General features: G+C 42.0%; 23 protein-coding genes and 1 pseudogene. 17 read left to right on the top strand and 7 right to left on the bottom strand.

What is annotated here, in order from left to right; genetic code table 11:
• Window positions 1–621 (top strand): FkbM family methyltransferase (locus ACEW8S_RS10050; protein ID WP_373518020.1); only part of this gene is annotated, 621 nt, incomplete at its 5' end.
• 42 nt (window positions 622–663) lie between these two features.
• Here the strand turns inward: ACEW8S_RS10050 and ACEW8S_RS10045 are convergent.
• The gene (locus ACEW8S_RS10045; RefSeq protein WP_373518019.1) at window positions 664–1,317 is read right to left on the bottom strand and encodes a hypothetical protein; all 654 of its coding nucleotides are present in this window, start codon (window positions 1,315–1,317) and stop codon (window positions 664–666) included.
• Window positions 1,318–1,736: 419 nt separating this feature from the next.
• Between ACEW8S_RS10045 and ACEW8S_RS10040 the strand changes: the two genes are divergently transcribed.
• From ACEW8S_RS10040 to ACEW8S_RS10015, 6 genes and pseudogenes are all read left to right on the top strand, one after another.
• Window positions 1,737–3,500 carry a serine hydrolase gene (locus ACEW8S_RS10040; RefSeq protein WP_373518018.1) on the top strand — a complete coding sequence of 588 codons (1,764 nt, stop codon included), beginning with the start codon at window positions 1,737–1,739 and terminating at the stop codon, window positions 3,498–3,500.
• A gap of 641 nt (window positions 3,501–4,141) precedes the next feature.
• Window positions 4,142–4,576 (top strand): hypothetical protein, encoded by a 435-nt coding sequence (locus tag ACEW8S_RS10035; protein ID WP_373518017.1) that lies wholly within the window; start codon window positions 4,142–4,144, stop codon window positions 4,574–4,576.
• 75 nt (window positions 4,577–4,651) lie between these two features.
• Entirely contained in the window at window positions 4,652–5,383 is a 732-nt protein-coding gene (locus ACEW8S_RS10030; RefSeq protein WP_373518016.1) for a DUF3891 family protein, read from the top strand.
• Window positions 5,384–5,575: 192 nt separating this feature from the next.
• Entirely contained in the window at window positions 5,576–5,788 is a 213-nt protein-coding gene (locus tag ACEW8S_RS10025) for a hypothetical protein (RefSeq protein ID WP_373518015.1), read from the top strand.
• Between the two features lie 355 nt (window positions 5,789–6,143).
• Window positions 6,144–6,464: a four-helix bundle copper-binding protein gene (locus ACEW8S_RS10020; protein WP_373518014.1), complete on the top strand. Its 321-nt coding sequence runs from the start codon at window positions 6,144–6,146 to the stop codon at window positions 6,462–6,464.
• A 157-nt stretch (window positions 6,465–6,621) separates the two neighbouring features.
• Window positions 6,622–6,765: pseudogene (locus tag ACEW8S_RS10015) on the top strand (NAD(P)-dependent oxidoreductase); the annotation flags it as partial.
• A 64-nt stretch (window positions 6,766–6,829) separates the two neighbouring features.
• Here ACEW8S_RS10015 and ACEW8S_RS10010 read toward each other — a convergent pair.
• On the bottom strand, window positions 6,830–7,069 hold the full coding sequence (locus ACEW8S_RS10010; RefSeq protein ID WP_373518013.1) for a Rho termination factor: 240 nt from the start codon (window positions 7,067–7,069) through the stop codon (window positions 6,830–6,832).
• A 157-nt stretch (window positions 7,070–7,226) separates the two neighbouring features.
• Window positions 7,227–8,135: a diacylglycerol kinase family protein gene (locus ACEW8S_RS10005; RefSeq protein WP_373518012.1), complete on the bottom strand. Its 909-nt coding sequence runs from the start codon at window positions 8,133–8,135 to the stop codon at window positions 7,227–7,229.
• Window positions 8,136–8,358: 223 nt separating this feature from the next.
• Here ACEW8S_RS10005 and surE point away from each other — a divergent pair, with 223 nt between their 5' ends.
• From surE to ACEW8S_RS09990, 3 genes are all read left to right on the top strand, one after another.
• A complete protein-coding gene (surE, locus tag ACEW8S_RS10000) occupies window positions 8,359–9,099 on the top strand; it encodes a 5'/3'-nucleotidase SurE (protein ID WP_373518011.1) in 741 nt (246 codons plus the stop codon).
• An 11-nt stretch (window positions 9,100–9,110) separates the two neighbouring features.
• Window positions 9,111–9,962, top strand: coding sequence for a universal stress protein (locus ACEW8S_RS09995; protein ID WP_373518010.1), 852 nt, complete (start codon window positions 9,111–9,113; stop codon window positions 9,960–9,962).
• A 462-nt stretch (window positions 9,963–10,424) separates the two neighbouring features.
• The gene (locus ACEW8S_RS09990; protein ID WP_373518009.1) at window positions 10,425–10,871 is read left to right on the top strand and encodes a response regulator; all 447 of its coding nucleotides are present in this window, start codon (window positions 10,425–10,427) and stop codon (window positions 10,869–10,871) included.
• Window positions 10,872–10,980: 109 nt separating this feature from the next.
• On the opposite strand, the gene ACEW8S_RS09985 is transcribed toward ACEW8S_RS09990, so the two are convergent.
• The 3 genes from ACEW8S_RS09985 to ACEW8S_RS09975 all read right to left on the bottom strand — a co-directional run bounded on the left by ACEW8S_RS09985 (window position 10,981) and on the right by ACEW8S_RS09975 (window position 12,952).
• Window positions 10,981–11,256: a hypothetical protein gene (locus ACEW8S_RS09985; RefSeq protein WP_373518008.1), complete on the bottom strand. Its 276-nt coding sequence runs from the start codon at window positions 11,254–11,256 to the stop codon at window positions 10,981–10,983.
• A gap of 15 nt (window positions 11,257–11,271) precedes the next feature.
• Window positions 11,272–12,417 (bottom strand): AI-2E family transporter, encoded by a 1,146-nt coding sequence (locus ACEW8S_RS09980; RefSeq protein ID WP_373518007.1) that lies wholly within the window; start codon window positions 12,415–12,417, stop codon window positions 11,272–11,274.
• Between the two features lie 94 nt (window positions 12,418–12,511).
• Window positions 12,512–12,952 (bottom strand): hypothetical protein, encoded by a 441-nt coding sequence (locus ACEW8S_RS09975; protein WP_373518006.1) that lies wholly within the window; start codon window positions 12,950–12,952, stop codon window positions 12,512–12,514.
• A gap of 301 nt (window positions 12,953–13,253) precedes the next feature.
• On the opposite strand from ACEW8S_RS09975, the gene ACEW8S_RS09970 reads away from it, so the two are divergent.
• The 7 genes from ACEW8S_RS09970 (at window position 13,254) to ACEW8S_RS09940 (ending at window position 19,672) form a co-directional block, all read left to right on the top strand.
• The gene (locus ACEW8S_RS09970; protein WP_373518005.1) at window positions 13,254–13,895 is read left to right on the top strand and encodes a hypothetical protein; all 642 of its coding nucleotides are present in this window, start codon (window positions 13,254–13,256) and stop codon (window positions 13,893–13,895) included.
• Window positions 13,892–14,599: a photosystem reaction center subunit H gene (locus ACEW8S_RS09965; protein ID WP_373518004.1), complete on the top strand. Its 708-nt coding sequence runs from the start codon at window positions 13,892–13,894 to the stop codon at window positions 14,597–14,599. The genes ACEW8S_RS09970 and ACEW8S_RS09965 overlap by 4 nt, the downstream gene beginning before the upstream one ends.
• A 39-nt stretch (window positions 14,600–14,638) precedes the next feature.
• Window positions 14,639–14,899: a hypothetical protein gene (locus ACEW8S_RS09960; protein WP_373518003.1), complete on the top strand. Its 261-nt coding sequence runs from the start codon at window positions 14,639–14,641 to the stop codon at window positions 14,897–14,899.
• 60 nt (window positions 14,900–14,959) lie between these two features.
• A complete protein-coding gene (locus tag ACEW8S_RS09955) occupies window positions 14,960–15,436 on the top strand; it encodes a hypothetical protein (RefSeq protein ID WP_373518002.1) in 477 nt (158 codons plus the stop codon).
• Between the two features lie 412 nt (window positions 15,437–15,848).
• Window positions 15,849–16,676, top strand: coding sequence for an N-formylglutamate amidohydrolase (locus tag ACEW8S_RS09950; protein ID WP_373518001.1), 828 nt, complete (start codon window positions 15,849–15,851; stop codon window positions 16,674–16,676).
• Window positions 16,673–18,496, top strand: coding sequence for a flavohemoglobin expression-modulating QEGLA motif protein (locus ACEW8S_RS09945; protein WP_373518000.1), 1,824 nt, complete (start codon window positions 16,673–16,675; stop codon window positions 18,494–18,496). Before ACEW8S_RS09950 ends, ACEW8S_RS09945 begins: the two co-directional genes overlap by 4 nt.
• Window positions 18,497–18,631: 135 nt before the next feature.
• Window positions 18,632–19,672: a glutathione synthetase gene (locus ACEW8S_RS09940; protein WP_373517999.1), complete on the top strand. Its 1,041-nt coding sequence runs from the start codon at window positions 18,632–18,634 to the stop codon at window positions 19,670–19,672.
• Window positions 19,673–19,681: 9 nt separating this feature from the next.
• Here ACEW8S_RS09940 and ACEW8S_RS09935 read toward each other — a convergent pair whose 3' ends face one another.
• Window positions 19,682–19,891: a hypothetical protein gene (locus tag ACEW8S_RS09935; RefSeq protein ID WP_373517998.1), complete on the bottom strand. Its 210-nt coding sequence runs from the start codon at window positions 19,889–19,891 to the stop codon at window positions 19,682–19,684.
• Window positions 19,892–20,767 lie beyond the last annotated feature (876 nt).

Genomic DNA, 20,767 nt, shown 5'->3' with positions numbered 1-20,767 from the left:
GGTGCAAACATTGGATATTATAGCATTCTAGGATGTAAAATCAACCCATCTTTAACGGTCTATGCTTTTGAGCCATCGATTGGGGTAATGATCTATATGCGTGAAAATCTGAAAATAAATAATTTGTTGGATAAAGTATTCATTGAACCTATTGCATTATCCGATGTGAGTGGGACAATTGATTTTTATGAAATGAGGAATTTAAAATTTCCGACTATTTACAACCTTTCGGGCGAACATAACCTTGGAGCTAAAAAAGATAGGATATCCAACAAAATTAAAGTGGAGTCCATTACGCTTGATGCGTATTTGGATGATAAAAAAATAGACAGTGTAGATTTAATAAAACTGGATACAGAAGGTGCGGAATATCAAATATTGACGGGCGCTACACATACTTTAAACAAGTTCAAGCCAATTATTATTTGTGAAACGCTTTTCAACAGCATTGAAAAAGAATTGGACGCGGTCATGCGAAAAAATGAGTATAGATTTTATAATCATACCAATCAAGGTTTGGAGCATGTGGATACTATTATTAGGGTAAGAGACAATGGTGTGAGAAATTGTTTTTTTGTACCGGCAGAAAAAGTCCACTTAATCGAAGAATGGATTGTGTAGATCCCAGACAATTTTTAAAAGATGATTGAAAAAAGTGATCGCTTAGATATCAAGGCAGTTACTTTGCCTATAAAAAATTGAAGTACACCATGAATGAGCGCTTATTGGACCCATCCCATAAAAATCCAATCTCTTAAATCCGTTCTCCATAAGAAACTGATAGCCCTTAGAATATTTCGTTCTATCCGAATTATCCCATAGTATTACACCATCATCTTTTAATGCATTTAAAGAATTCATAGCACATTCGACTCTTTCGCGACCGTCTATGACAATAATGTCGAATACTTTGTTATAATTCACAATTTCCATTTGATAGCTTCCTGAAATCCTATCTTTTAAGTGATATGTTATATTGGGAAATTCCAAAAAACGCTCTTTCATGTGGGAATGCCATTCCTTGTCATGTTCAACAGAAATGATTTTTTGTGTTTTATCGGCGAACCATATTGTAGAATTTCCACTTCCATATTCAAAAACGGAATGGTCTTCTTTAAGTTTGGGTTCAAGAAAATAAATGCAGGCATAGGTAAACCAAGGCAGTTCTTTTTTGTCACTGTTAACGGGAAGCCGTTTCAATACACTCTCTTTCCAACCCGATTTACTTAAATGGTTTTTTTGTAAAAAATAAAACCCAGCGAGCAATCTTCCAGGCGAGGTGTATTGGACAATTTTTAGAATTAAATCCTTAATCATATTCCATTTCTTGGTTAGCGTCTTTTCGGCGGACTAGATTGCATTAAAAGGCTTAATTCAGTCAATACCGAACTTCAGGGGTGAAATTATGTAAAAGATTCAATAGAGAGCACTTCTTTTCACAAGTAATCCATTGTCCAAATCTAAACTCTGGAAAGGATATTAAAAAATATATCGGCCTGTTCATATACTTCGGTGCGCATTCTCGATAAATATAACGACTCTAAGAAGGCGAGGCGATAGAAAGATTACGGAAATTTAAGCTCTATTGGATTGCAAATGAGTATAAAAAACATCTATCTCGGAGGTAAGTATTTCCGGGGGCTAAAAAGCGCTACCGTAGGCATTAAAAAAAGTGACGTGGATTTAATTTTGAGCAAATACATTCATTATATTTAAAATCTATATCCTAACAAATTATGTGGAAAAGTTTACCCTATTTCGTACTACCATCCTTTTTTATGGTCTTTTTAGTATTTCTGTCGTCTATACAGGTGGGCTACGGACAGGATAAAATAGATAAGCTGGATGAACTAATCGACCTCTACGGCGAATATGGTCTGTTTAACGGCTCCGTGCTCGTTGCCGAAAACGGTAAGGTCATCTACAAAAAAGGGGTGGGAATGGCCAATATGGAGTGGGATATCCCAAATGCGCCGGATACAAAACACAGATTAGGTTCTATTACAAAACAATTTACTGCCGCACTGATCCTGCAATTAGTGGCAGAAGGCAAGCTAAAGCTAGACGAACCTATCACGGCCTATTTGCCAGATTATCCGAAGGCTAACGGAAATAAAATAACCCTGCATGATTTATTGACCCATACTTCCGGTATACCCAATTACACTTCTTTTCCAAAGTTTTTTGAAGAACGCAGCCGGAATCCCTACACCGTCGAGGAGTTCGTAAAGGTATTTGCGGATTCAACCTTGCAATTTATCCCAGGGGAAACATTTGCCTATAGCAATTCAGGCTACTTCCTCTTAGGGGCTATTATTGAAAAGGTAACCGGTAAATCGTATGAAGATCAATTGGAGAAACGCATATTTACACCGTTAAAAATGAACAATTCCGGTTTTGACCATCATGAAAATATGCTCAAGAAAAGGGCTACCGGGTATCAAAAATTAGGCAACGGTTATCAGAATTCATCGTATCTGGATATGTCTATCCCATATTCCGCAGGGTCACTTTATGCAACCGTTGAAGATCTTTACCTTTGGGATCAGGCCCTATATACCGATCAAATACTAAATAAGGAATCCAAGGATTTAATGTTCGCCCAATACATTCCGGCATTCGAAGGGCACTATGGATATGGCTGGAATATGGTTAGGAGACCCAAAGGAAATTCAAAAGATAGTGTTGAAACGATTGGACACGGTGGAGGTATCAATGGATTTAACACCCTGATCACAAGATTTCCCGTAGAAAAAAATCTAATAGTTTTGTTAAACAACACCGGCGGTGCGCCACTGGATGAGATAACTACAGCTATGAGTGGCATTCTTTATGGAAAACCATACGATATGCCGAAGAAATCCGTCGCCAATTCTTTGTCGGGGGTAATCAACGAAAAAAATATAGCTGCCGGTCTTGAACATTTCAAGCAACTAAAAGATGCTGAGGATTATTCCTTAAAGGAGGATGAAATGAACAGTGTCGGGTATCAATTCTTAAGGTCGGATAATATTGAGGCAGCTATGGCCATCTTTAAACTGAACGTAGAAGAGTATCCCAAGTCGAGTAATGTTTATGATAGTTATGGAGAGGCATTGATGAAAAAAGGGGATAAAGGGAATGCCATTATCAACTATAAAAAATCCCTGGAACTTAACCCTGGAAACACGAATGCCATGGACAAGTTAAAGAAAATGGGTGTGGCTACGGAAGGCCTTATAAAAGAAGTAACAGTAGAACCTACTATTCTTGAAAGTTATGTGGGCAAGTATCAATTACAGCCAGGATTTGTTATTACGGTCAGAAAAGAAGGTGATCAGTTAAAAGCACAGGCTACCGGACAACCAGAATTTGAAATTTATCCAAAAGCTAAAAATATCTTTTACTTAAAAGTTGTGGCAGCGGAACTGACCTTCAACAAAAATGACCAGGGGGCAGTGGAAAGTCTGACATTAAATCAGGGAGGACAGCAGTTGGTGGGGAAGCGATTACAGGAATAATGCGGACAAAACGAAACCTTAAGACCTTCGCACATGAGCTTAAAGTACGATATTGCCGGCCAAAAATTCACGCTCAACGTTCTTCAACCGCACTTTCCAAGAGAATAATAGCGAGACCATAATAGGGACACCTATTAACAGTTATTTTCCATGAAATTCGGAAAAAATAATAATAATCACACTTCTTAGAAGGTGGCTTTGTCTAGCCCCTAAAGGGTCGACTGGGGCAAGTGCTTAAATCGAACTTTTGTGGCTGGTCCTCATCTCTTTTCTTCCCTTTCTCAGGATGTTTGACGTACTTCATGGTATCCTTGTCATTATTATATCGACAAGAGCAAAATGAAAACGAAAAAGATTTGGGTATACAGGTACCATAGTTACCGATGTCGGCAAAAGATTGTTACATGACCACTGCGTCTTTAGAAAACCCACGAAAATAAGGGTAATGGTTTCGTCAAAAAGATTGATCTCTTTACTTATCAGCAACCGCTGTCTATATTCGAAGTGGTTCATTCCGGTTAATAGTTAAGCTTCAAATGAGTTCATCTATATCCGTTTGGAGTTAACCAAAAGTTCTTGCGTGATGTAGCTTTATCCAGTAGGAAATCGAATAACAAATTATATCCCAAATAAAAATAAAGATGGAAAAAAATATAATCGACGGAATGAACCAACTCTTGACAAACGTGTTGGATTATAAGGAAGTACTTCAAAAATTGGCAGATTCAATTTCAGACAACCCTACCAGCGAAAAAATAAAGGAATTTGCAAAGGTGGCGGACAAGGAATCGAAGGAATTGATACAACTTATCTCCGATTTGGGAGGCGAGGCCGAAACCACCGAACGCCAGACCGATCAAGCATCGATCGGATGGTTTTCCGGGTCGCCCGATACGAAGGATATGACATCCGTTTTGGAATATCTGGTAGAAGCGGAACGGAATAGGGAAGAAGAGTATAGTACCGTTATACAACATGATAAACTTGAGAGACCCCATAAAAATAGGTTGATAAAGCACCGAAAGGAAGCCGAGGCCAATCTAAAATACTTCCAAACAGCTTTGCAGGCGAAGTAAATTAGGGATAAAAAGAGAAGTCTATCCGATGTGGTTCTACTGCCCGATATAGTACACTTTTTCAATCTACCCAATATGCTCGTAAGACATCATCCAAAAGGCTGGAAAATCATTTCACATTACACCCATGCGCTCCTTGCAGGCAAAATAGCCCATCATCTAAAACATGATGTAAGGCATTCGCACTGGACTGAGACCTTGTCGGCGATTATCAACCACGACGATAACATGATGGATTTCGAAGAAAAAAATTATCTTACCGATGCCGGTACCCCCCGCGATTTTATGATGGCCGGTGGAAAGGGGAAAGATGCGGTCAAGCACGCCAAATCGCTCTACAAAGAGACCCTTCAAAAATCGCAATGGATCAATCTTTTGATATCAAGACATATCGAGTTTCTATATAAGGATATGCCTGACGAAGAAATGAAACAGTTCTTGAAAGAGATGCATTCCAAACGGAAGGAACAGCGTAAGTTGTACGGTATCAATCTCGACATCGAAGATGGATTATACAATCTTTTACGGTTTTGTGATAGGATGTCATTGATACTTTGCGGAGACGAGGTGCCCGAAACCGAACGCCGCTTGGAAATCAATACTTCCATCAACGAAGAGACCTATTACATAAAACGGAACGATAACCACTCGTTTACCATCGAACCATGGATTTTTAACGAGGAGCAATTTGTGCTCGACTTTGAATATAAGATTTTGGATCAGGCCGACTTCAAAAGCAATAAAGAGCTACAACAGTGTATCCAGGCGGCTAGGCCGATGCTTCAGAAAATAACTTTCCAGAAATAATCGAAAACCAAAAGGGTCCTTACTTATTTTTCCTTTTGTATTTTAAAGACCTAAGGGGCGCTGATGCCATGCACCACGATCGAGGTGAGAATGACAATTCCGCCGATACTGTACAGTATGCTTGAATCTTAGTAGTCCCCGATTTCGATCAAGGCCCAGGCCAAAGAGAACAGGGAACCGATACCTTGCGCCATGCGAGGGGAGATAACATGGCAATCCTCATCAATGGTCGGACTTTTCGAAGGCCATCCGAGCCATGAGGTAGCTAATGGTCGATTCCGCACCTTGGTTCAGGTTGACGTTGTATTGTTCCAGCCCGTAGTAGCATCCGCCCGTGCGAACATGATCATGGGGTTGTTCCTAAGGTTAAAACGCAACCCCAATGATTTGGGTGCGGAATGGTGAATAAAAAAGCACCCGTTAAGAGGGTGCCTTCGCAATATAATAGAAGAAGTTGCGATTCTGCGCTGTACAGATCCTTTAATTGGTGTTCGAACAATTCTTCTAGATTTTTCGTTTGCTCCGTATCTTATAAGTTAAATTCTTAAAATACTTTATTCATTGATTTAAAAACTAAAACTACCCTTCTAAGCCAATTAAAATCCGCTATAGTGCGTCAATTTTTGGCCCTTAAGCAAATCGCAGTTGCTTAACAACGCGAGCATCCATTTAGGAACACTTTTTAGGGCGAAAGAGCCGATCTCTATCTATTTAACTTTTTACTTTCATCAGATAAATCCGTAACCTAAAAAATGAATCCATGAAAAATGAAAAATTGATCCATGCCTTGGGCAATTGTATTAACCATTGTAACTATTGTGCCGACGCCTGCCTTGACGAAGACAATGTAAAAATGATGAAAGATTGTATCCGTACCGATCGGGTGTGCGCCGAGGTGTGCAGCTCGCTTTCACAAGTATTGGCTACCTCGTATTCCGATGTCCAGGGCTTGGTAGATTATTGTAAAAAAGTCAGCGAGGCCTGTGCCGAAGAATGTTCGAACCATGAGCACAAGCATTGTCAGGATTGTGCGGAGGCATGCCGAAAATGCGCCGAGGCCTGTAGCGCTTATAAAGCGTAATTCTGAACTGTAACCAGAATAAAGTACGCTATGTGATTGATTTGGAACGGTACCATCCCCAAAGGGAACTACGGTGCCGGGGATATGATGATTTGGGGACACCGGCACCTTCGATGTCAATACCAGCAAGTACTAATTTCCAAGATAAAAAAAGCACAAAGGGGGCATCGTGGAGTTTACCAGAGGCCTTTCCGGCCTGTTGGCCAAAAAAGGGTTATGCGTGAACGCGGTCGCGCCGGGTCCGATATGGACACCTTTAATACCGGCGGCCTTCAATAAAAAGCAACTGGAGGATTTCGGCTATACGTTTGCAGAGGACCAGGTCTTTTTTTCGGTACAATCCCCCCTTCATAGATAGTTTTATATTAATTGTTGCGCAACGCATGGATGAGCGCTTTTTTGTCCATTTTCGAACGGCCCTCGATACCCACCTTTTTTGCTTGTCCATAAAGTCCGTCCTTGGTCCATTCCTCATAGGGGCTTGCCTTGCCGCCTCTCTTGCCCGAATCGGGCGTATTGGCGATGCGAGCAGACTTTTCCTTGCTATACCCTTTCTCGCGAAGGGCCGCATATTGTTCCTCGTTCTTTATTCTCGGATTTGGCATAACCTAAAAATTACGGTTGAAAGTGGAAAGACCATCTTTCCGATTATCGAATCTCAATAGAAAAAATGTTTTTCGTTGATTCTGTCGGATATAAAATTATCGGTACTGGCATTGAAAGTCTACGGGCGATTGAAAACCGGACATCACACAAAACGAATCAAATATCCTGAAAAAAGCTCAAAGCGCTCGTTAGCATTTCGATTTCAATAGTTTTACTCGAAAAGTCATCGACCAGCCGGTCGTCAACATGCATTTTTGAACCTGCCCACCTCAGTTTTACGTTCTGCACTCTTAAGGTCTTCACAAAATCGCCCAAACTTAAATTTTCCGATTTCCCATCCATCATTTCATTTAGATAATGCTCCAATGCTTCCCGTTGCTTTTCGGGGACCATCAACAGTTCAAAATACCCATCTCCCGGATCTGCATGTGGGGCCAATCGAATATTGGGTCCCAAATATTGGATGTTCATGAGTTCCACCAACAGGAACGTACCCTTAATCGTAATTCCATCGGCCTTTATGGTCGCTTTTTGGGGTTCGGTTCTTTTTACAATTTCCGATAAGACCCGAATGGCCTTCTGAAGTTCACTAGAGGCATCCCCCGTTTTGCTACCTCTTTTCCGCATTTCATCGATCAGTTCCGGAAAGACGCCAAAACCCACACTTTCCAAAAAAAAATCCTTTTTGGAAAGACCGTTGATCCTTCCGCAATCGAAGCTCTTGACACTCCTTTTTTTATCTGCCGCATGGCGTTCCAATACCGATGAAATGCGAAGTGTCCGGGCAATGTTATTGGCCGTGCCTAGCGGCATCAAATGGATGGGAACAGGTATGCCCTTCATTTTTTCCAACAGTACCTTGGCCAGCTCGCGGACGGTTCCATCGCCTCCTACCAAAAAAATGGTATCCGCCCTGTTCGGATCGAAATTGTCCCAATGCAAAGGGTCTTCCATGGATACATAATCGGCAGAATATCCGGCTTTTTCGACAATATCCATTATTTCATCCTGGGTATGGCCGGCATTTCCGGCGGAAGGATTGTGCACGACTTGGGCGGTCTTCATGTGTGTGTATTTTTTGCATCCCTCTAGGGGCTTATATTCCTAATGTATCCAAAAAAAATCATTCCTAAATTTCAATGTATGTCCTTTTTATGCGTAGCGTCAAAACTTTTTGTGATAGCGACATTTTCCATTTGGGACTAAAGGGGCTGGCGAAACAAAAAGCGTATATTTTTGCATAGAGAACACTGTATGTACATTCAAACCACGAAAATAGATGCGGACCATGAAAATATTGGTAACGAACGACGATGGTATTTACAGTCCGGGCCTTTCCTGCCTCGCAAAGGTTGCGGCCGCCCATGGGGAGGTAATCGTCATGGCCCCTGACATCGAGCAATCATCCATGGGTCAGGCCATAACTTCCGGAAAGCCCATTACCTACAAAAAATCGCCCACACATTTTGAAGGTATCGAAGCCTACCGGGTAACCGGAACCCCAGCCGATTGCGTGGCCCTGGGCACCCATTTGTTCGAAAATATCGATCTGGTCCTCTCCGGCATCAACATCGGTTCGAACCTGGGCAACTCGGCCTGGCATTCCGGTACGCTTTCCGCGGCGCGACAGGCAGTGCTGTTTGGCATACGCGGTATCGCCCTGAGCGTTTCGGTTGGGGAAGACGAACCGGACTTCGATGCCTTGAAACCCTTCGCACAGGCCGCATTGAAGGAAGTCATCAACGAAAACGAACGTAGGTTGCTGAACATTAATTTTCCACGAAATCCGAATGGGGAAATCGTATGGACGAGTCAATCCGTTCGCCAGTACGACGGGAAGATCATGGCCAATGAAGATCCCATGGGAAGGGAACATTACTGGTTTACGGTCATACCAATCGAACCCGAAGAGGACGGTTCCGACCGATGGGCCGTAAAACAGGGAAAGACGAGCATTACCCCCATGATTTTGGACCTTACCGATCAAAAGTATCTGAACGAACGTTCAAAAGAACAGAATAGAACCTAAAATCACTTACCATGAAAAAGATTTTGCTGCCCACGGACTTTTCGGACAACGCTTACAATGCCCTGAGATATGCTGTCGAGCTGTATAAAGATGACGATTGTACCTTCTTTCTTCTGAACACCTACACGCCCCCGATACACCAAACGGAGTATATACTGGACACTCCCGCCCAATTGGGACTGGGAGATATATACCGCACCCGATCCCTGGAGAATTTGGAAGCGCTAAAGAAACGGGCCACCGACGAATTTAAAAACCCGAGGCATGTTTTCAATACCCGTTCGGCGTTCAATACCTTGACCGAAGAAATCCTCGAAACCGTCGGGAACGAGCAGATCGACCTGATTGTCATGGGCACCAAAGGCGCAAAAGGGGCACAGGAAATCCTTTTCGGTACCAACACGGTCGATGTCATCGAGAAGGCAAATTGCCCGGTAATCGCGGTCCCGTCGAAATTCAAATTTGATGCCCCTGAGGAAATCTTGTTCCCTACGGATTATGAAATCGATTACCGGGAAAAGCAATTGGGGGAACTAGTGTATCTGGCTGAAAAATATAACGCCAGGATCAGTGTATTGCACGTTGCGTCAAGCTACGGGTTAGATCAAGAAAAAAAGAGCAACAAGTCCGTTTTGACGGGTACGCTTGACAGCGTTTCCCTTGAACACCACGAGGTGCCGGATACGGAGGTTATTACCGCCATTACCGACTTTCAATCGAGGCAGGGGACCGATTTTTTGGTCATGGTACAGAACCGGCACTCCTTTTTTGAGCGTCTTTTTATAGAGCCCGTTATCAAAAAGATCGGTTTTCATGTCCACGTTCCGTTTATGGTAATTCCACATCAAACCACCACATTTTAAATACAAAGGGAACCGAAATCATAAATAAATCCATAAAAAGAAAGTGTCCCAATACTCTTGGAACCTTGCCGAGATTTGAAAATTTGAAAACTCTCTCGCATTGGAGTCCTAGGAAATATAAAGAAAGCCGTCTGTTTTGGTTTTCAGACGGCTTCTTTTATAAATTACATCAAAAATAGTCTGATCATATTGGATTTTGTAATAAAATACTGAAAAAGATATCGAATAGCGCCTAATTCGAGGCGGCGCCTAAATGAAATGAATCATGATTAGTCGAAGTAGGTGGTTGACGACGGCTGTCCGAAAAGTCGTTTATAGGTACCAGTTACAACCCTTAAATACCCTTTTGTGGCAAAGTTTAGTTGATTTTTGTTAACGCCATTACATCATATCTTTCAATTTTTATTTACCTTGGCCTAGTTTTTTTTACCACTCCATGCCGGTAACAACCTTGTTAAAAAAATGAAGGATAAAATATTGACAATAGCCCTTGCGGATGACGACGAAGACGACCGAATGTTTTTTGTGGAAGCTCTGGAAGAACTTGCCCTAAGGGTCAAGGTATGCCTGTTTAAAAACGGTCAAGAACTGCTTGACTTTCTCAACCTTTCGAATACCGAGAAGCCCGACCTTGTATTTCTCGATCTGAACATGCCCATTAAAAATGGTCTCGAATGTTTGAGGGAAATACGCCAAAACTCAAAATTGAGAAATGTATCCATAGCCATTTATTCAACCTCGTCTTCTGAAAAAGATATCGAGGATACTTTTCTAAATGGCGCGAATCTGTACATTAATAAGCCCAATAACTTTTCCAAATTATTGGAGGCTCTGGAGAAAGCACTAAAAATCGATTGGCAGTATAATCCCCCGAAATTGAACAGGGATACCTTTCTACTGGGCACTTGATACCAAATTTATTTTTGGTTCTGCCTGAAATCATAGGCCTAGCTTCATGGGAAACATCCATTTTTAGCGGGAACACTACAATCAGGAAGAATCTTTTTAAGGCTGTCTTTTATTTGACCTTGTCCTCCGGTTCTTGAACTCTTTTTAAACAGTCTAAATGCTTATTCACAAAACTTTTTAGCGCCGGTGCTGCATAGCCGTCCGAAATGGTGTAGCCAGCCTCTTCAGTAATCTCTTTATCAGCTTCAATAAGATCTTTTTGGAATTTGGAAAGACTCCGAACTGAAGTAAATAGTAATTCATGCATAGCATAAGAATAGCGATTTATGGCCACAAAGGTTTTGAAGAGGAACATCACTATGGTCATATCCCCATAAAAAGTCAAGACGAATCTATTAGTTCAAAGGCGCCGGGTCAACATCTCTACCAGCTTACTTCCCGAAAAAAATTCTTTTAAGATGACACGGAGTACCGTATAAGTAGGTACTGCAACGATCATCCCAAAAATTCCGAAGAGGAGTCCGGAAATAAGTATGACAAGAAATATTTCCAAGGGATGTGATTTAACGCTATTGGAGAAAATTATGGGCTGGGAGAAAAAATTATCGACCAGTTGGCCGATAACGATACCTATGACCACATAACCGGTCCTTGGTAGGATTACGGTACTAAAGTCCAATTCGGGATTACTGGTCATGGTCAATAAGATCATAATAATACCACCGATCATCGGACCGACATAGGGAACGATGTTGAACAAAGCGCACAAAAAAGCGATGATCATGGCGTTCTCGATACCCACTAGAAATAATACGAGGGCATAGATAACAAAAAGTATGGCTATCTGAAAGAGCAGGCCGATAAAATAACGGGACAGGAGATTCTTAATCGTTTCGATGGAGTTGACGGTCTGCTCCCGCCGTTCTTCCGGTACCAACCGCAACAATCCAATTTCAAACGAACGGCCGTCCTTCAAAAAGAAAAAGGATATAAACACAACCGAGAAAAAACCGATCCCGACCATGCTCAAAAGTTCGGAGAGAAAGTTTAAAAATTTCGGCAGGACACCCACATTGAGTTGCTTATCGATATTCTTCTCGATATCCGCTTCCTTGATGAGTTCTTGGGCCACTTCTTGCGAAGCGCCGAAGTAGTTCGTGATTTCCACATAAAGTTTATTCAGTTCCGCCTGAAGTTTGTCCCAATCCAAAGAATAGAGGTTCTTGCCCTGTTCGGTCAGTACAGGAACAAAAATGTAAGCAATCCCCGCCAAAACGCCTATCATGAGCAAAATCGTAAAAATAACGGCAGCGATTTTCGGAAATTTTAATTTGGCTCTCAGGAACATTACTATCGGCCTACCGACCAAGGTGGCTACAATAGAGATAAGCAGATAAACGATTACGGACTGTATTTTGAACAGAAAGTACAACAGCAGCCCGATACCCAGCAGAATACCGATAGATCTTAAGATATTGTTCGATATTCTGTAATATTTTTTACGCTTTTGGCGCAGTTCGTCACGATTTGGTTTTTCATGGTACATGGTCGGTGGTTTTGGGTATCGGAAACTTTATAAATTTAATGCAAAAAAAAGAACCGTATTGCACGGTTCTTTATTCGATAAAGGGAAATTTATTTCATCGATTATCCTGAATGGGATTTCCCTCTTCGTCCATCATCATGGTTTCGGTGGAACCGTCTTCCATCGTGGCCTCCAATTTGTACTGCATTTTTTTGTTTACCATCGCTTTATCAACGGTGGCATTGGGATAGTTGTCCTGAATGGCAGTGTTAATGGCCTCAGGCAATTCGTCCATAGAGACTTCCTTAAAGCCATTTTGAGCTTTTTCCATTTCCTTATCCTTTTTCTTGGCCATCTTATCTTTGGACTTGTTCATCTTATCCTTGGACTTTTCCATCTTTTCTTCAGCATTCTGAGTGGCATCCTGAGTCTGCTGTTGCCGATCTACTTGATTCTGTTGTTGGGGATCTTCCTGTGTCTGCGGTTCTTCTTCAACCTGTGCGAAAGCGGTCATGCTCCCGAGCGCGAATACTGCGGTAAGTACTAATTTTTTCATCTCAATATAATTTTAGTTAACAATTCGTTTGTCGATGACCATCAAGTCATCTCAGCAAACTATCCATAAAATCCCATTAACTGTGTCCCATTTAATTATTTTTTTAATCCATTTTTAAAGTTCGGGTTTTTTCAAGTGATTTCAATTTACATTGTATCGACTTTTGATGTTTTGTAGTCAAATTTCTGGTCAATTGGGTCAATTCATACATCAATTCTTTCCTAATTTTATCAAATAAATCATAAACACGGAAATAAACATTAACCATCGGCTGTAACCCATAAACCTTAAACCTGATACAATGGCAGAGATAAAAATTGAAAAGAAAAAACCGTGGTGGCCATGGATTCTTGCCCTACTAATAATTTTGGCAATAGTTGCCTATTTTTGGTATACGGACGGTAAATTGGTAGACGACGACGTGTCCATCACCTCCGAAGAAGCTGTCGGTAACTATGTGCAAGAAGGCTTCACCGCAACCGACGTTGGTGAAACATATACGAAATCGGATTTGGAAACTGCCGAATATACTTCCTTCATTGGCGACAAGTCCAAATTGGGCACCGATTTCAACTACACTAAGGATGCCTTGGTACAATTATCGAATGCTGTCCGGCAGGCGGCCGTAGAGCATGGTATCAACAAAACCGACGAACGATTAGAAAGGGTAGAGAACGGTGCCAAGGATGTGCAAAAAAATGGGGATTCCCTCCAACTTGCGCGACGAATAAAAGAGGTAGGCGGGGATATCGCACAAATTATCAGGACTATTCAGGAAAAGGAATATCCAGAAATGGCAGAAACCCCCGAACATATAAAGAGGACTTTAGGCGCTATCGTTCCGAACCAGAAGATTACCGAGCAAGAAGAGCGGATCAGAGCATTCTTCGATGCCTGTGGAGATGCGTTAAAGGAAATGAACCCCGAAAACAAAGAGCAATGAAAACACCGGAAAAACACTTGTATTATCTAAGCGAACTATCGGACTACAAAATCGCAGGCGGTTACCCGGACGTTAGGAACTGGGAGGTCAAGGATAAAGCTCTACGCAAAATCGGAGCGGTAAAAAACCTATTGGTAAACAAAAATACCCAAAGAGTGGTGTATTTGGACGTGGAGGTAGATAATACCATTATAGATGCCAACCATGATCCTTACGGTAGGCCGGCCAATTCGGAAATCCGTGAATTCATCAACGAGAAAGGGGAAAACCATGTTATCATTCCCATTGGTCTTGTGGACCTAAATACGGATCAGGAATATGTATTTGCTGAAAAAATCGATCACAAAACCTTTGCCGAGACCAAAAGAATCCGAGAGGATACCGTTATAGAGCGGGACTATGAGAATGCCGTACTCGATTCCTATGGCAGAAGCTACGAGCATACGCCTGTGGAAAACAAGATGGATTCCGATGTTGAGAACGCCGAGGTGTACAAAGAAGAGCGAATGGATAAGATAAAGCAACGCCATAATGTTGGCGAATACCGCGATTCCGAAAAGCCTTCCAAGAATATAGAGGAGGAAACGGAACAGTATTTCGACGAAAACGAGACTGCGAAAAAATATAAAATAGCCTCTGAAGACGAAGAGTTCTATGGGCGAAACGAATTCGATGATTCCCGGTTTTATAGGGGGAAAAAATAATCGTATGATGTGCCAATTTAAAGTATAAGTTTAGGCGTAATGGAAGAAAAGAAAGAAGGAGGCGTAAACCGGGACAGCAACGTGGATTGGAACGATGGCGATTCAGATGCGAACCAGTACGAAACCCTGCACGACAAATGGAACGTTATTCAGGAGGAATATCTCAAGAAATATCCGAAACTGGCCGAGAAGGAGGATTTGTATCTTGAAAGTGTCGGTTTTGAGGGGCTACTGGAAAAAATAAGTGAAATTCGAGACAAACCGATTGAGGAAATCCGAAGAGAAATCGAAAATTGGTAATCTTAATATTTGGTTTGATTAAAGGATTAACAATTTAGACTTTAATAAAACATTCGTATTATGACAAGAACGGAAAATGCATGGAACGCACAACTGCAAGACCTTATAACACAAATCTGGGCCTCGGAAAGGGCGTATGGCACTTTGGTACAATCGGATCGCTATCCACGTTTTCGTCCTTTTTTTAATAAACGCTATTTCAAGCAACAACATTCGAGATTGATTCTAGACGAAGAGTTCGAGGTAATTGAAGGGAGAAAAGCTAAGGAATCCAGCCCTAACAATAATCTGATATTCTCTTCAGTGGAAAACAGGTTGCTCGAAGATAAAATGACTGATAGAGAGATAGATGCCCTTATCATCCGTTCAGAGGAAGAACTCCTTTTAAAGTATCAACAGGTCTTAGCACATCCTGAATTGCCAAATGTGACAGATGCACTATTACAATCGCAAGCCGAAGAGGGCAATAACATGCTTCAAGGCTTACGGACGGATTATCAAATCAATCATAAGAGGCCTGTTCCCGAAAATGTTTAATGGGAATATAGTTAAGCGCAATTGGAATGTAGGTGCATGAAACCCTAATTGTCCGATGTGCATAATCCGTCGATTCGGTGTTTCCCCCTGCGCATTTGGCCTGTACATTATTTATGGCACCGGCAGATCCACTTGTCTACCCCACCATTCCCCTAGCCATTATTTTCGGCTTCAGATTGCACCGTTTCAACACTTTCCTTTTTCCTTAATCGGTTCTATCCAAAGTCGCTTTCTTTGACCCCGAACAAGAGATTTGCGTAAAAGTCAAAGCCGTCACTATAAGTATTGGATATTATTCATAATCAAGATTTTAAACAGTATCTTACAATACTGTTTTAGCAAAATGATTCTTAGAGTTTATCTTCATGTCCACCGTTAGATAGCTCTAAAATGATAAGATAACAATCTGAAAATGCAAAAATTACCGGTTTCAAAAATAATTCGAAATATTACCGATGAAATCGCTTTTGAGGCGATTTCCGATGATTATTCCCTTTCCATTAAAATTGAACAATATGTCCCGTACATCTGTGGGGCCGTACACGACGGCCATCAGTTTCGAAAATCTTTATGGAAAAATTGCCTACACACTGAATATGAACGTTGGTATGAAGAGGACCCTTGCACGAAAGAGATGTTACGCTCCCACCCCATCGTAATTGCCGGCTGTGACAGTAGATTTGAGTACGATTTGAACCGAGACCCCGAAAATGCCATTTATGAGGATGCATGGGGCAAAAAGTTATGGGATAAACCATTGCCAAAGGCGGAAAAGGAGTTCAGTCTTAAAAAACATGCGGCCTTTTACAAAGTGGTCAGCGCATTGGTAGGGCAAATCGAAAAGAAACACGGAAGAGCCCTAGTTTTCGATATGCACAGTTACAATTTGAAGCGCTGGGACAGGGAAGTCCCGACATGGAATTTGGGTACCATTAACATCGATAACGAACGCTATGGTCTTATGGTTACTTCCTGGAGCCAAAAATTGGGAGCGATGGACTTGCCCAACACAATCAGATCCACCTCAAAAATCAACGACACCTTTGAGGGAAACGGTTATTTCTTAAAATACATCACTAAAAACTTTAAGAACACCTTGGTTCTAGCCACGGAAATCGCCAAGGTCTATTGTGATGAAGAAACCGGTGTCATCTATCCAGAAGTAGTACGCTCCGTTGAAAATCATTTGAAAGGATTGATACCTTTGCAAGCCGATGAATTTTTAGAGCAAAATTTATGATCGAGAAGCGAATCGTTCGAAACGTGTGCAAAAAACTTTCCGAAGCGCAATCCGTGTTCCAAAAATTGCCGAAAGACGGTGTGATGTACATCGAAAAACTACTGCCGTATATCTGTGTCTTTCGTTACAAAAGAGAGGATGCCCACTTTGCGGGATTGCTGAAAACCCAGGCTTCCTATCTAGTGGTAGAAGACACTGTCGATATTTCGAAACTGCTGGAAGAAATTTCGTCTACGGTGTCCCAAAAACTAAACGCCTTTCTGATATTGGAATTTTGGCCCGTTCGGAAGGATCACCAAGCGGAATTCGAGATTTTTTGTCCCGAGAACAAAGCCCCTGCCACCGTGGCTGCCCTACAGCAAGGATTCGAAAGCATACGGGATATCTATCCCAATACCTCCGTTACGATAACCAATCGGTTCGAAAGGCATCCCGAACGGTTGGAACCGTTGATGGCTATCGACGAATCAAAAGAATCCGGTAGTTTGCTGATCGGGGTGGCCGTACCAGCGCTTTATCAGAATATTGAGGAAGAAGAAGTGTATTCGCTGTTCTATAGAAAATTCTTCTCCCGTTTTTCCGAAACTATCAAACGGGCTGCCTATGAATTTATTCGGGTACAGACTTCCAATCCGTTCGACCATTATCTGATGTTGGGAAAGACCCATCTCGACAGGGTTACGCTAAAAGCAGATGCCGAACTGGCAAAAATAAGCGAGGGGATGAAATTTCTATTGCGGACCACACCGGTTAACAGCACCCCGGAATGGAAAAAATTTAAAAAAAATAATTTCCTGAAAACCCCTTCTTTCAACTATAGGCTGATCGCCCTGGATCCCGAAAAGAAAAAACGAGAGTTGTACGCCCTACCTATAGATCAGGTTACCGATCCCACGATATCCTTTATCCTTCGCGACAAGCGACTCGAAATTGAAAAGCAACTGACCATGTTGGAAGAACGGGGCACCGATAATTTCCGTTTTATCGGGGAAAGCCTCTACGGTAAAATTGAGGACCATATTATCGAAGCTGCACTGGCAATTTTGAAGCAATATCCGAAAGGGGACGATCGGAAGGATATGCGCCGGTTTAACTGTCATGAGTTTGCCGAACAAGCCAAACAGGATATGGCATATTACCAAGAAAGATTTCCGGATATCAAGCTATCCATGGAAATACGTAAAGACGTTGCCGGTATTATGGTCTCGAAGAGCGAACTGCTGATTAGCGATCAGTTCTCTTTGGACCAAAGCCGCTGTGACGCCTTGATACAGCATGAGATCGCCACACATATTCTAACCTATTGCAACGGCAAAAGTCAGCCCCTTAAACAGATGTATGCTGGCTTTTCAGGATATGACCAATTGCAGGAGGGGCTTGCCGTACTCGCCGAATATCTGGTCGATGGACTGACCGTTAACCGGATGCGTACCCTTGCCGGTCGTGTCGTCGCAGCGGAATCCATGGTAAAGGGCGCCAACTTTATAGCAACCTTCGACCGTTTGCGAACGGAACATAATTTTACGGAAAAAACGGCCTATTACATTACCATGCGTATCTATCGCGGAGGCGGTCTGGTCAAGGACTTTGTCTACTTGGCGGGACTTCTAAATGTTATGGGGTATTTAAAAAACGGGGGCAACCTTGAGACGCTATATTCCGGAAAATTCAATATCAACCATGTTGAACTGATAGAAGAGCTGTTGCACCGCAGTGTACTCCGAAAACCCATATTACCACGATTTCTCGAACGGGATTCCGTAAAAAAGCGCTTACAAAAAGTAAGGAACGGTCTAAAAATCACTGAACTATTGGCGTGAACCTCATACTTCGAAAGGGTCAAAAATTATTTATTACGGATTCATTTTAATCCGTAACTTCCAACGAATTCACCAATAATATTGTTCCTGTAATCCTAATTTTACCAATATCAAAATTACCAAAGAAAACAGAAAATGAAAATAGCGTTTATCATCAACGACCACGAGACCGAAAAACCCAATTTTACTACCCCTGCTTTAGGATATGCGGCCTACAAACGCGACCACGATGTTTTCTTTATCGGCATCGGGGAACTGGCCTACGCCTCCGATGGCCACTTTTCCGCTCGTTGCAAGACCATAAAGGATTCCAACTTTAAAAGTCAGGAGACTTTTTTCAAGGCGGTACAAAAGGAAAAATTTATCAACATTACATCAGAGGATCTCGATGTGCTTTTTCTTCGTAACGATCCGTCGGACGAAATCGATGAGCGCTATTGGGCCCAGAACGCGGCATTTATATTCGGGGGCATCGCCATGAACGATAAGGTATTGGTCGTGAACCATCCCAGCAGCCTGGCAGGTGCTGTAAATAAGATGTATTTCCAACATTTCCCGGAAATATTGCGCCCAAAAACCATTATTTCAAGGGATAAAAAGGAAATAAAGGATTTTTTCAAGCAACAGAAAGAAAAAATGATTTTAAAGCCTTTACAGGGTTCGGGGGGCAAGAACGTATTTATGATGGACAAAAAAAACGAACACAACTTATCCCAGACCATAGATGCCATCTGTCGTGACGGCTACACCATTGCCCAAGAATATCTGCCCGAGGCCAAGAACGGCGACACCCGCCTCTTTCTTATGAACGGAGAACCCTTGCAGGTCGATGGCCAATATGCCATGATGCAAAGGGTAAACGCATCCGGGGATATACGAAGCAACATACATGCGGGCGGAAAGCCCGAAAAAGCGAAAATGACCAATCAAATACTGGAGCTGGCCGAAATCGTCCGGCCGAAATTAGTCCAGGACGGTATGTTCTTGGTGGGCATCGATATTGTCGGGGACAAACTCATGGAAATCAATGTTTTTAGCCCCGGTGGACTCAATGTGATGGGCCAGATGTACGAAGTTGATTTCGCCACGGAGGTCGTAAAATCCATAGAACGGAAAGTAAGGTACAAAAACCTATACTCAAACTATCTGTACAATAGTCGTTTGGCAACCTTATAATCCTATCAATTAATTATCGTCCGTCGCATCTTCAACTTGATCCTCGACCTCCTCGGCGGCTTCTTCCATATCATCTTCCACTTCGTCAGCGGCATCTTCCATGCTCTCGCCTGTTTCTTCCATCCGCTCATCCACCTTTTCCCCTGGAGTTTTCTCTTCCCTGCAACCAACAATTGCTATCATTGCCGCAAAGACGATCATATACAGTACTTTTTTCATTGGTATAGATTTTAATTAATTGTTTATCCGGGAACTCCTCTTGAGTTTCCGTTAAGATTTACATTTCCCGTCAACCTAAATTTATTGAAATTTACAAAAAAAATTCTTCCTAAAATTCAATATCGTCAAAAGTTCTTTAAACACATAATCCACGTTCGATTTCGGTGCGTTGTCCATTGAATACCGCTTCTATAATGGAAGGCAGGCCGACTTCGCCCAATACATGATTGTGTTGCCAATGGTATCCAATAAATTTGCATCTATATTTTTAATTTACTTAATTTAAGAGCAGGTCAGCTCATAAAATCCATTTTGAGCCATGTTCTCCATACCCATAAATCACCTTCCAGACACGCCCTCATGTTCACATGAGGTCTTGTCTGACAATGGATTTCTCACGGACAAATAACCTATCGAAAATCGATAGGTATCGCTTAAAAAGATGAAAATGGGACCCTAATCTTTGCAAGTGTTTTTGTCAGGCTTTTTTTCTTCGTTCAGTTTAGCAAGAACACTCTTTTTTTTAGAGGATTTTTTCTTTTCCGGATTCTTTGGTTTAGCGCTCATGGCATCGTATTTAATTGACCTTTTTCGGAATAATTTAAGCGTAAAAAAGGGGAGGCACTAACCCAATAGAAAATATTAGTAGTCCAAAAAAATAGGAAGGGTCTCCGAGAAGAGACAGAGTTAAAAGGCAGCACTAATAGTAGTACTACCAAATTTTGGCTAGTCCTCTTCCTCGGGCTCATAGTCCGCCAAAGGGTGGTCTTTCATGCCTAGGCCGACTATCTTGATAATATTGACCACGGTATTGTACAACATCAATACGACGACGATCAACGCAGCGCTGAGGAGCGCCGATATTCCCAAGGAAAT

Origin of the sequence: Pricia sp. (assembly GCF_041745955.1) — a bacterium.
Classification (GTDB): domain Bacteria; phylum Bacteroidota; class Bacteroidia; order Flavobacteriales; family Flavobacteriaceae; genus Pricia.
Note: the sequence above shows the minus strand (reverse complement) of the source record. Positions and strands in the feature narration are given on the sequence as shown.